Here is an 11,044-nt window from a genome sequence, read left to right as displayed (position 1 = left end):
GGTGCCCACCCTCACCAGCATCGCTCCGACCTCAGGTCCGCCAAGCGGTGGGACAGTGGCAGTGCTGACCGGGACGGGCTTGACCGGTGCGACCGCGGTGAGTTTCGGTGGGACACCGGCGATCCTGTTCGCGGTCAACTCCGACACTCAGATCACCGTGCTCACCCCGCCCCATGTGGCTGGGACGGTGCAGGTTACCGTCACCACCCCCGGCGGGACCAGCAACGGTGTCGCGTTCACCTATATCGCGGTGCCCACCCTCATCGCCATCGTCCCGAACACGGGTCCGCCAAGCGGTGGGACAGTGGCAGTGCTGACCGGGACGGGCTTGACCGGTGCGACCGCAGTGAGTTTCGGTGGGACACCGGCGATCCTGTTCGCGGTCAACTCCGACACCCAGATCACCGTGCTGACCCCGCCCCATGTGGCTGGGACGGTGCAGGTTACCGTCACCACCCCCGGTGGAACCAGCAACGGTGTCGCCTACACCTATGTTTCGGGTCTGTTGCCGGTCAATTTGGGCACAGCCTCGACGTTCGCGGTACTGGGCGCCACGACAGTCACCAACACCGGAGCCACGGCCATCACCGGTAACCTGGGTGTCAGCCCTGGCACCGCAGTGACCGGATTCCCGCCGGGAACGGTGACCAGCGGAGCGATCCATGCCGGGGACCTGGTCGCGGCGCAGGCACACACCGATTTACAGATCGCCTACACCGACGCGGCGGGCCGGACGCCCACCGCTCTTGTGACCACCGATCTCGCGGGACAAACCCTGACCTCCGGGGTGTACCACGCAGTTGCCGGGATCGGCCTCAACGGCACCGTCACCCTCGACGGGCAAGGCAATCCGAACGCGGTGTTCATCTTCCAGGCCGGCTCGACACTGATCACCGGGGCGGGCAGCGTCGTGAACCTCATCAACGGCGCCACCCCGAACAACGTGTTCTGGCAAGTCGGTAGCTCGGCCACACTGGGCACCAATACCAACTTCGCCGGAAACATCCTGGCCTTCACCTCGGTCACGGTGACAGGCGGCACCACCGCAAACGGGGACATCCTTGCCCTCAACGGCGCGATCACCCTGGACACCAACACCATCACTCGAAGCTGAGCCCCGATCCACTGAAAGGATTTCGACCCTGTCCGCGCGCCTTCGGCGCGCGGACAGGGTCGTATCCGGGAGCCGGAAACATCGGGAAGAAGAGTCACGCTAAGGCGCACCATGCGCGGGCATGGTTCCGGGTAGTAATCACGCAGAAGACACCGAATTTCGGAGTCTGACCGCCGATAACGCCCGCATAGCAACTATTTCCGGAGGCCGTGCCCCACCAGTCCATGAGGGGCGTCGCATCGCAAGTGGCGTCGGTCCTCCGGCCTACGATGATCGCCATGCCGCAGAACGCGGGTCGGCCGCGCCCGGTCACCGCTGGCCGACCGCGGAATGTAGTCCTGGGAGTGCCGCCTAGTGGCAGCGTGGACACGTTCGGCAGGCGACCCCAGGCCACGCAGAGCGCTCCTGCTCCACCACCACCACCGCCTGCGGCAGCGGCCGGTGAGGGGTCCGCAATGACCAGTAATAGCGACGAGCGGCGGGGTCGACAGCCCAGCCGTCCGGGGTGGGCGCAGGCCAGAACCAAGGGGGGCTCCTCCACCGCCGAAACCTCGGGAGGGCGAAGGTCCTCGCTGAACGGAACTTCGCATGCCGCGCAGTGTATTGCGAACCCCTGAAAGGTTGACATTGGCGCGTGCACGGCAACCGTTACAGAATCGGCGGAATCCGACCTGCGGGAACTATCTGCGCCGCAAAGTGTCTCGCGAACGATCGGATGTTTAACGCGGGCAGCCCGATCGCGAGGGCGCGCTGGCAGGTTTGTTCCATCCGTCCGGCAGCGCCGGAGGTGGGTCCTCCTGTGTCCCAGGACCATTCGCTGTGCACATGACTATCGACGGGAAGTGCCACAGTGTTCAGCGTAGATTTCCGCCGGACTGCGATAGCCGTGGATCTTGCGGGGCCGGTTGTTGAGTTCGTCGGCGATCGCGTCGAGGTCGGCTTGGCTGAATCGGCGTAGGTCGGCGTTCTTGGGCTGGTACTGACGTAGCAGCCGATTTGTGTTCTCGTTTGTGCCGCGTTGCCAGGGGCTGCGCGGCTTGCACAGGTAGATCGGCATGCTCGTTGCCTCGGTGATGGTCTTGTGGCCGGCGATCTCCCGGCCGCGGTCCCAGGTCAAGGTGCGGCGCATCGGTGCTGGGAGGCTGAGCAGGTAGCGCGTCAGATGCGGGGTGACCTGGTCGGCCTTGATTCCGTCTGGCAGCGCCACCAAAGCGGTGAAACGACTGGTCCGCTCGACCAGTGTCGCGACCGCCGATGGCCGTGACCCCATGACGAGATCGCCTCCCCAATGCCCGGCGACCATGCGGTTTTCGACTTCGGCCGGGCGCTCGCTGATCGGCACCAGATCCTTGATCACGCCTCGCCCGTCCGGTCGGCGCGCGCGTTTGGGATGGCGCATCACCCGCCCGCTGCGCAGCTGCCGGGTAAGTCCGCGGTCAATTGCTTTGCGGCGACGCGGATCGAACAGCGACAAGTAGATCGCTTCATGGGAAATACGCATGCCCGGGTCGCCGGGGAAACATCGTGCCAGCCATCCAGAGATCTGTTCCGGAGACCACCGCATCATCAGCTTCTGCTCCACCAAAGACCGCAGTGCGAATCCCTCGACAGCTTGGCTGGTTTCGGCCGCCTCGCTCTCCGATACGCCAGGGCATCGGCGGCCGCCGCACGATACCCCGCCGTTGCGGGAGATCTCCCGGGAGATCGTCGACGATGGACGACCCAACCGGCGGGCGATCGCACGCGCCGAAAAGCGGGTGATCTCGCGGCAGATCACCGCCACCGAACGCCGCTGCCTGGTCAGATACCGAGTCCGCAGCACTCTCCGCACGACCGCCTCCACCTCGACGGTCAGTCGTTCCCCGCCCCGGCCGCCACTCGGCTTGCGCGGCAGCAGATCCGACACCAGCCCCTCCCCGGTCCGCCCCCGTGCGACCAGCACATACACCTGCCGCCGGAAATACCCAGCTCCGCAGCCGCACGATCGGCAGCCTGTCCGCCGACCCGCCCGGAGGCCGCGAGCAGGCCGATCACCCGCGCCTGCCGCACCGCCACCGCCCACACGGCATCATCCGCGATCGCCACACCACGCTCGGCCACCACCGAATCCTCGGCCATCACGAACTCCCGCCGTGCAGACGACTACGAGCCAAATGCACCGTAGTGCAGGCCAGTTCGAGACACGCCGATGTTCGAAGTCCCCATCACACGCACCCGAAACCGCAGCTCAGTCGTGCAGACGACTAGGGAAATTCACACTGAGGGTTCCCGATTGCGGCACGGCCGGCTTGCGGTGGGACAAATACGATCGTTTCCGCTCACTCTGGCTGCGGTCGATACATCACCGTTCGCATCCGAAGTGCGGGGCCGACCGGGGCGGCGACGCTTCATGTACCAGGTGAAACGATTCTTACCGGCACCCCAAATAACGGCGGTGGGGGCGACATGGGGCATTTCCACGCCATTAGCCCGGCTCAACGGGCACCGCGGCCCGAAGAATGATTGCGATGAAATAGCTATCAAGCGGTGTATCAGCCAAGCATTTCCTCTGACTTGCGATATTGTCCGATGCGAGAAGGTAGCGGGACCGATCCTATTCAGCGTCGTTCGCCTGGGAACATCCGAAAATGAACGAATGGAAGTGTGGTGAAGATCAAGAAGCTCCTGGCGACTGCGATCCTGGCCATCGCGGCCACCGGCACAACCACCGTCATGGCCAGCGGTCAGGCCCGGGTGGCCTCGGACCTCACCGTCGGCGTGAATGCCGGCCCCGTCGCCTACACCACCACCCTCGCCGCCGATCACACCAGCGCGCTGGTCCGGCTGGTCGCCGGCAGATTCACGCTCGGCCCCGAAGCGGTCACCGTGACTGCGGCCAACGGCACCGTCGTCGGCACCATTCCGACGACGTTGCAGGCCCAGACCGGCCAGACGTTCAACCTCACGCCGACGCTGGACAACACCGGCACGGAATTGACGCTGACCCCGGCGTCGGCCCCCGCACCCGGGCTGCACCAGGTGCAGGGATCCTTCGCCGTCGTCGAGGTCGGCGAGGTGATCGGTTGTGTCATCGGCATTCTCATCGGGATCTGGTTCTTCCTGGTGGGTGCCATCATCGGCTGTGCGGTCGGTGCGATCATCGGCCAGTTCATCGGCTAGGGCTTCCCCTCTGTCGGCTGGGGCTTCGCCTCCGCCAACTGAGCTGCCCGGCAGCCGGCGTCTCCTGTAGAGAACTTCCTCTCGTAGGCGTTCCGGAACGAACTCAGTGCGCAAAGGACAGTTCGGGGGTTCGAGCGATGAGAAGGCGTCGCACCTTGCCGTCGGCATCGAGCTGTGCGGTGGCGTTGAAGGAAGCTTCGAACATCCCGCCGCGGGTTGTCCGGCCGAGTACCAACTCGTAATCACCCACCACCGCACCGGTGTCGATGTGATGGACCAGCGTGCTCTTCTCGCGCTGCGCCAAGTAGCCGACCAACCCCTCGCGGTCCCCCACGAATTCGGCGGACTGCCCGGCACCTTTGGAGAACTGCACCGACATCGCGAAGTCGCCCGAGATCATGCCCAGCACGCGATCGGGATCGTCCGAATCCATGTATTCGAACCACCTGGCCAGCACCGGTGGCGCCGCAATCATCATCCGAGCCCTTCTTCGACAGCGAAATCTGTTGGTATCAGCGCGAATTCGGTGCTGAACGCTACCTGGTAGCGATCGATCAGCCCGTCGGCATCGATATGCATCGCCCCGACGAAGTAACCGGTTGTCGTCACCTCGTTCTCGGTGACGGCGCCGTGCGCGAACTCCACACCGTTGTCGGCGGCCACCCGCAACAGCCGGTGCTTGCGGTTCACCTTCGGCCGGCCCTCCAGGTACTCGAGCATGGCCGCGCGGCCGTGTCCGAGGTTCACTCCAGTGGGCAGCAGCATCGCGAACTGGACGTCTTCGGCGAGTAGCGCCACCGCGTCGTCCAGCCGCCCGCTGTCCAAGGTTGCGTAGTAGCCCTCGATGGCCAAATTCATGAAATGAACTTAGTTCAGTATCTCCCTTCTTGTCCAGGCTTCGGCGCGATACGCTCGATCTATCAAACTGAACTCAATTTAGGTAGGTTAGATGTCCGCATCCGCGATAGAACTGCCATGGCCCCACACGGATCCACCTGCGCTGACTCCGGGACCGGAGCAGTCGGAGCTGCGCGCGGCCATCCGCGGCCTACTCGCCAAACACAGCGGAATCGAGCAGGTGCGAACGGTTGCTTCCACCGAACTCGGCTATTCACCGCAGCTGTGGAAAACACTGGTCGACGAAATGTCGGTGACCACGCTGGCAGTCCCCGAAGACCGCGGCGGTCTCGGCTACGGGATGGTCGAGATGGGGATCGTGCTCGAGGAATGTGGGCGCGCGCTCGCATGCGAGCCGGTGTACACCTCGGCAGTCCTCGGCGTCCACGCATTGCTCTCGGCGGACCCCATCCAGGACGCGGACCTGCTCGCCGGAGTTCTCGACGGAAGCCTGCTGACGACGGTCAGCGCCTTGTCCGCCACCACCGATCACGTACGTGCTGAGTCGACGCCGACCGGGTGGCTATTGCACGGCACAGCTACCCACCTGATGAGCGGCGGAAGCGCCGATGTGGCCGTTGTTTCGGCGCAATGCCCGGACGGACGCCGCCTGTTCGCTACCCAACCGGGCGCATCGCTCGTCCGAACTGAGCGTCGCGTAGTCGACCCCACGCGCCGTCGAGCCGATCTCACCTTCGATCGGTGTCCAGCGATCGCGCTCACCGACGTCGATGCCGCCGAGGCGACCGGCGCGCGGCTGGGCGAGTTGGCAACGCTGGCGCTGGCATGTGAGAACACCGGCATTGTCGACCGCCTGCTCGAAATGACCGTGGAGTACGTGCAGACCCGGCACCAGTTCGGACGTCCCATCGGCTCGTTCCAGGCCGTCAAGCATCGGCTTGCCGATCTGCTGGTCACTCTCGAACGCGCTCGATCGGCCTCCCGGTATGCGGCGGCTATTTATGCGCAGGACCCGGGATCGGCCTCGTTGGCCGTGGCGGTCGCCGGCGCCGTATGCGCCGATGCGGCGGTGCACGCGGCGGCAGAAGCGATCCAGTTGCACGGTGGCGTCGGTTTCACCTGGGAACACTCCACCCACTCCTACTTCCGCAGGGCAATGGGAAACGAAGCGCTACAGGGTGATTCACGTGCGCACAGAGCGCGAATCGCCACCCTGATCGGAATCTGAATCAGCCGACGGCGCCAGCGCTGCTGTTGACGCGGAGCGGTTGGCTAGGTAAAACTGAATTGAATCCAGTTCAAGTTCAAGGAAGAGGTTCGAGATGGTGGACACCGACCACATCGTGTTGGAGAAGGACGGTGACGTCGCACGCGTGTGGCTCAACCGCCCGCACAAGAAGAACGCCGTCACAGTCGAACTTCTGCACCGACTCGACGAAATCATCGTCGAGGTCGATAAGGACCCGGAGCTCAAGATCCTCGTGCTACGCGGCCGCGGCAACACGTTCTGTTCGGGCTTCGACCTGGACGAACTGCTCGCCAACTATGTCGGCAGCACCAACGCGATGGATGTCGCGGTGCTCTCGGCCAAGGTGTGCGACCGCCTGTACTCGATGAACACGCCGTCCCTGGCGGTCCTCGAGGGTCACGTGACCGCCGGCGGATTCGAGCTGATGATCTCCTGCGACTTCGCTGTCGCATCCGAGGACGCGCTGATCGGCGACTTCCACATTCGCCGTGCGCTTTTCGGTGGCGCGGGTCCGATCTACCGGTTGCCCCGCATGATCGGTATCCGCAAGACCAAGGAACTGATGTTGACAGGAAAGCTGCTGTCCGGCAAGCAAGCCGTGGACTTCGATCTGATCAACGCTTCCGCGCCCGCGGCCGAACTCGACGACCTGGTCGCCGAGTTCATCGCACCGATCGTCGACAAGAGCCCGTTCACCATGAAGCTCACGAAGATGACCATCGACCGCGGTCTGGATGCGGACATCCAATCGCTCATGGTGATGGAGCATCTCGCGGTGGGCAATGCCCTGCAGTCCGAGGACGCACGCGAGGGCGTGAACGCATTCCTCGAGAAGCGCGAACCGAAATGGGTCGGTCGCTGAACGACGCCGCTGGCGTACGACTCGAAGAGGAGATCGACATGGGCGAGCACGCAACGTCGGTGCTGGAAGGTAGCCGGTGCACGGTCTGTGACACGGTCGCATATCCGGCCACGACCATGTGCGCACGATGCGTCCAGCCGACGGCCATCGCAATGGAGTTGAGCACGCGGGGCGTGGTGTGGGCCTACACCGTGCAACGGTTCCCGCCGAAGTCACCACCGTATATCCCTCCTGCCGACGGCTTTTCCCCATTCGCGGTGGGCTATGTCGAACTTCCGGAAGGTATTCGCATTCAAGCAATCCTGGAATGCGAGGACTTCACCGAGTTGGACCGGGCACCGGTGCACCTCGTCGGTACCGCACCGGTGCCCCGGTTCGCGGTCGTTGCACAGCAAAGAGAAGCGCAGTGACACAAACAGTTTCGATCATCGGAGCCGGGCTGTCGAAGTTCGGCAGGCAGCCCGGCATCACCGGCCGTCAGATGGCGATCAGCGCGATCGCCGCCGCGCTCGACGATGCCGGGGTGACCTGGCCCGATATCGAGGTCGCCTTCGGCGGTAGCGACGGTTCGGGACTCGCCGACACCCTCGTCGCCGAACTCGGTTTCACCGGAATACCTTTCAGCAACGTGAAGAATGGCTGCGCCACCGGTGGTAGCGCACTGTTCTCGGCGGTCAATGCGGTCCGTTCCGGAACCGCCGAAATCGCGCTGGCGGTCGGATTCGATAAACACCCGCGCGGAGCCTTCGATCCGACACCCGCCGAATGGGGACTGCCCGAGGGATACGGTTCGGCCGGGCTCATGGTCACCACGCAGTTCTTCGGCGCCAAGATCGGCCGATATATGCGCGAATACGGGATTTCCGGCACGACCTTGGCGAAGATTGCCGAAAAGGCGTATCGAAACGGCAGCCTGAACCCGAATGCCTGGCGACGTGAAGCGATCTCGGCCGACGAGATCGCCGCCGCCGATATGGTGAACGACCCGTTGACGCGATACATGTTCTGCTCTCCGGGCGAGGGCGGGGCCGCCGTCATCGTCGCCACCGAGGCCGCCATCCGGCGACTCGGCGGTCGCCCGGTCCGGTTGCGCGCGATCAGCCACCGCACCCGCCGATTCGGCTCTTTCGAAGTATTCAGCCCGGCCGTCCAAGGCGGGGGTGAACCGACCAGTGTGAGCGCCGACGCGGCCGCGGCCGCCTTCGAACAGGCCGGCATCTCCCCCGCCGATGTCGACATCGCGCAATTGCAGGACACCGAGAGCGGTGCCGAGATCATGCATATGGCCGAATGCGGCTTCTGCGAGCACGGCGAACAGGAGTCGATGATCGCGGCAGGCGACACCGAGATCGGCGGGCGGCTGCCGGTCAATACCGACGGTGGCTGCATCGCCAACGGCGAACCCATCGGCGCATCCGGTCTGCGCCAGGTGCACGAGATAGTCACCCAGTTGCGTGGCGAAGCCGGGGATCGGCAGGTACCCGGAGCGCCGCAGGTCGGCTTCACGCACGTGTACGGGGCGCCCGGAATCAGCGCCTGCACCGTGCTTTCGGTGTGACATGACAACACTTTTCGAGGTGAATCAGTGACCACACAGACACTTCCCGACCTCGTCCGCTTCACCGATGAGGCCCTCGCCTGGTTGGGCGGTGTGGCAGCTCCCCGGGCGGAATCGGTCTGGGGTTCGGGTTCGGATTCGGTAGCCGTTTTCGAGAGTTGGAACGCCGAGGAGGAACGCGCGCATACCGACCGGATCCGCGAGTACGAGCGCGCCAAATTCGACGCGGGCTGGGGCGCACTGAACTGGCCCGAGACCTATGGCGGCCGCGGTCTGCCGCTGTCGTACGTCCTTGCTTTCCGGCGCGCCGAAGCGGATTTCGATGTGCCACGACGCACCGAGATGTTCTCGGTGACACAACAACTGGTCGCTCCCACTATCGAGCACTGGGGCACCGACGAACAGCGGTCACGCTATGTCCGGGCCATGCTGCGCACGGATATCATTGCCTGCCAATTGTTCTCGGAGACCGAGGCCGGTTCCGATCTGGCCGCGGTACGGACGCGCGCCGTCCGATCCACCGATGGCACGTGGACGCTCGACGGCCACAAGGTCTGGACCTCGGGCGCGCGGGTGTCCGATATCGGTGTCGCCGTGTGCCGAACCGATACCGCCGCAGCGAAACATGCCGGGCTCACGGTCTTCCTGGTGCCGATGACCACACCCGGGGTGACCGTTCGCCCGATCCGGCAGATGACCGGTGGCAGCTCGTTCAACGAGGTCTTCCTCGATGGCGTCCGACTCGACGACAGCTACCGGCTCGGACCGGTGGGCCAGGGCTGGCCGGTAGCGCTCACCGTATTGGCCGCCGAACGCCTCGACGGCGGCAACCTCGGTCTGGCGAACGCGGATCAGGCGGTGGCGCTGGCCCAGCATCTCGGACGGGAGCTGACCGAGATCGAACGCGATAAGGTCGCCGACCTCGTGATACGCAGCTATCTACAGCGAATCGGCAATATGCGGGTGGCGGGCGCCGTCGTCGCGGGCAAGGATCCGGGACCTGAGGCCTCGATCGGGAAACTACTGGCCACCGACACGATGGCTCGCACGTCCGAGGTGGTGCGCCTGCTACTCGGGCAAGACCTCACCGTGGACTCCGGTCGCTGGGGAACCTTCGCGTGGGCCGAGCACATTCTCGGCGCGCCCGGCTATCGGATCGCCGGGGGAACCGACGAGATTCAGCACAACATCATCGCCGAGCGAGTTCTCGGACTACCGAGGGAGCCACGCCCATGAGTTCAGGTAGCGATTCCGTAGGGGGTGGAGGTCGGGCGACGGGTGGGCACACCGTCGAACAACGCGTCCGCACCTGGCTGCACGCGAACCTCGACGCGACAGTCACTACATTCGAGCCGCTACTCGGCGGACATTCCGGCTTGACGTACCGGGTGCGAACGACCGACGGCGACTTCGTGGTCAAGGCCGTTCCCGAAGGACAGCAGGCCATCGGCCGCCACGACATGCTGCGGCAGGCCCGGATCATGCAGGCCTTGGCGCACACGCCTGTTCCCGTACCAGTCATCGTTGCGGTCGACGACGTCGAACCCGCCTGGTTCGCCATGGAATTCGTGGCCGGGCAGGCATTGGAACCGGTACTGGACGATCCGGCCGTCGAACCGGGCTTGGCCGCGGCCCGAATGCGGCGTGCCGCGGAAATTCTGCCGCGCCTACACGCGATAGATCCGAACACCGTGCCCGGTGTGCAAGCGCTACTCACGCCGGACGACGAGCTCGCCCGCTGGGCACGCACCCTCAGTGCGGTCCCGCCCGACCTCGTCGCCGGTGGCGACCGACTGCTCGAACTGCTCGGCCGGACCACCCCCGAACCGACCACACCGACACTGGTGCATGGGGATTACCGCCTCGGAAACATCATCTCCGACGGCGTCGAACCGGTCGCGTTGATCGATTGGGAGATCTGGAGCGCCGGCGACCCTCGGGTCGAATTGGGCTGGTTTCTCGTCTTCGCCGACGGCAGCAACTTTCCCGGCGTAGGTCGGGACGTGCCCGGGCTGCCTTCGGCGCAAGCGCTGATCGACCTGTACGTCGGCGACGGGCCCGCGCTCACCGAAATGACGTGGTTCGACGCGCTGGGGCGCCTGAAGATGGCGGCGATCATGGGCCACAACCTGCGCCGCCATCGCGAAGGTCGGCACTACGACCCCGACCAGGAAAAGCTGCCGGCCACCATCAACCGCCTGATCGAGACCGGAACCGCGCTACTCGCCGGTTGATATCGACCGC

12 protein-coding genes are annotated in these 11,044 nt (G+C 65.0%); 8 read left to right on the top strand and 4 right to left on the bottom strand.

What is annotated here, in order from left to right:
- Positions 1–1,114 (top strand): ice-binding family protein (locus ACIBJI_RS21055; RefSeq protein ID WP_397085367.1); only part of this gene is annotated, 1,114 nt, incomplete at its 5' end.
- 829 nt (positions 1,115–1,943) lie between these two features.
- Here ACIBJI_RS21055 and ACIBJI_RS21050 read toward each other — a convergent pair.
- Together ACIBJI_RS21050 and ACIBJI_RS21045 are read right to left on the bottom strand one after the other, a co-directional pair.
- The gene (locus ACIBJI_RS21050; protein WP_397085365.1) at positions 1,944–3,020 is read right to left on the bottom strand and encodes an IS30 family transposase; all 1,077 of its coding nucleotides are present in this window, start codon (positions 3,018–3,020) and stop codon (positions 1,944–1,946) included.
- Positions 2,966–3,232 carry a hypothetical protein gene (locus ACIBJI_RS21045; RefSeq protein ID WP_397085363.1) on the bottom strand — a complete coding sequence of 89 codons (267 nt, stop codon included), beginning with the start codon at positions 3,230–3,232 and terminating at the stop codon, positions 2,966–2,968. Before ACIBJI_RS21045 ends, ACIBJI_RS21050 begins: the two co-directional genes overlap by 55 nt.
- A 528-nt stretch (positions 3,233–3,760) precedes the next feature.
- On the opposite strand from ACIBJI_RS21045, the gene ACIBJI_RS21040 reads away from it, so the two are divergent.
- Positions 3,761–4,273, top strand: coding sequence for a hypothetical protein (locus ACIBJI_RS21040; RefSeq protein WP_397085361.1), 513 nt, complete (start codon positions 3,761–3,763; stop codon positions 4,271–4,273).
- Between the two features lie 103 nt (positions 4,274–4,376).
- On the opposite strand, the gene ACIBJI_RS21035 is transcribed toward ACIBJI_RS21040, so the two are convergent.
- Entirely contained in the window at positions 4,377–4,751 is a 375-nt protein-coding gene (locus tag ACIBJI_RS21035) for a hypothetical protein (RefSeq protein WP_397085359.1), read from the bottom strand.
- Entirely contained in the window at positions 4,748–5,131 is a 384-nt protein-coding gene (locus ACIBJI_RS21030) for a nuclear transport factor 2 family protein (protein WP_397085357.1), read from the bottom strand. Before ACIBJI_RS21030 ends, ACIBJI_RS21035 begins: the two co-directional genes overlap by 4 nt.
- A 91-nt stretch (positions 5,132–5,222) precedes the next feature.
- Here ACIBJI_RS21030 and ACIBJI_RS21025 point away from each other — a divergent pair, with 91 nt between their 5' ends.
- From ACIBJI_RS21025 to ACIBJI_RS21000, 6 genes are all read left to right on the top strand, one after another.
- A complete protein-coding gene (locus tag ACIBJI_RS21025) occupies positions 5,223–6,359 on the top strand; it encodes an acyl-CoA dehydrogenase family protein (protein WP_397085355.1) in 1,137 nt (378 codons plus the stop codon).
- A gap of 94 nt (positions 6,360–6,453) precedes the next feature.
- Entirely contained in the window at positions 6,454–7,242 is a 789-nt protein-coding gene (locus ACIBJI_RS21020; protein ID WP_364356613.1) for an enoyl-CoA hydratase/isomerase family protein, read from the top strand.
- A gap of 38 nt (positions 7,243–7,280) precedes the next feature.
- Positions 7,281–7,652, top strand: a complete 372-nt coding sequence (locus tag ACIBJI_RS21015) for an OB-fold domain-containing protein (RefSeq protein ID WP_364356610.1) — start codon at positions 7,281–7,283, stop codon at positions 7,650–7,652.
- The gene (locus tag ACIBJI_RS21010; RefSeq protein WP_364356608.1) at positions 7,649–8,800 is read left to right on the top strand and encodes a thiolase family protein; all 1,152 of its coding nucleotides are present in this window, start codon (positions 7,649–7,651) and stop codon (positions 8,798–8,800) included. The genes ACIBJI_RS21015 and ACIBJI_RS21010 overlap by 4 nt, the downstream gene beginning before the upstream one ends.
- A gap of 27 nt (positions 8,801–8,827) precedes the next feature.
- Positions 8,828–10,036, top strand: a complete 1,209-nt coding sequence (locus tag ACIBJI_RS21005) for an acyl-CoA dehydrogenase family protein (protein WP_397085352.1) — start codon at positions 8,828–8,830, stop codon at positions 10,034–10,036.
- Positions 10,033–11,034: a phosphotransferase family protein gene (locus tag ACIBJI_RS21000; RefSeq protein WP_397085350.1), complete on the top strand. Its 1,002-nt coding sequence runs from the start codon at positions 10,033–10,035 to the stop codon at positions 11,032–11,034. Before ACIBJI_RS21005 ends, ACIBJI_RS21000 begins: the two co-directional genes overlap by 4 nt.
- Positions 11,035–11,044: the final 10 nt, after the last annotated feature.

This window comes from Nocardia sp. NPDC050408, from assembly GCF_044458905.1.
Taxonomy (GTDB): Bacteria; Actinomycetota; Actinomycetes; order Mycobacteriales; family Mycobacteriaceae; genus Nocardia.
Note: the sequence above shows the minus strand (reverse complement) of the source record. Positions and strands in the feature narration are given on the sequence as shown.

Coding starts and splice junctions, on each gene's coding strand:
- ACIBJI_RS21020 (WP_364356613.1), top strand. CDS start 6,454: ATGGTGGACACCGACCACATCGTGTTGGAGAAGGACGGTGACGTCGCA.
- ACIBJI_RS21045 (WP_397085363.1), bottom strand. CDS start 3,232: ATGGCCGAGGATTCGGTGGTGGCCGAGCGTGGTGTGGCGATCGCGGAT.
- ACIBJI_RS21025 (WP_397085355.1), top strand. CDS start 5,223: ATGTCCGCATCCGCGATAGAACTGCCATGGCCCCACACGGATCCACCT.
- ACIBJI_RS21035 (WP_397085359.1), bottom strand. CDS start 4,751: ATGATGATTGCGGCGCCACCGGTGCTGGCCAGGTGGTTCGAATACATG.
- ACIBJI_RS21030 (WP_397085357.1), bottom strand. CDS start 5,131: ATGAATTTGGCCATCGAGGGCTACTACGCAACCTTGGACAGCGGGCGG.
- ACIBJI_RS21015 (WP_364356610.1), top strand. CDS start 7,281: ATGGGCGAGCACGCAACGTCGGTGCTGGAAGGTAGCCGGTGCACGGTC.
- ACIBJI_RS21000 (WP_397085350.1), top strand. CDS start 10,033: ATGAGTTCAGGTAGCGATTCCGTAGGGGGTGGAGGTCGGGCGACGGGT.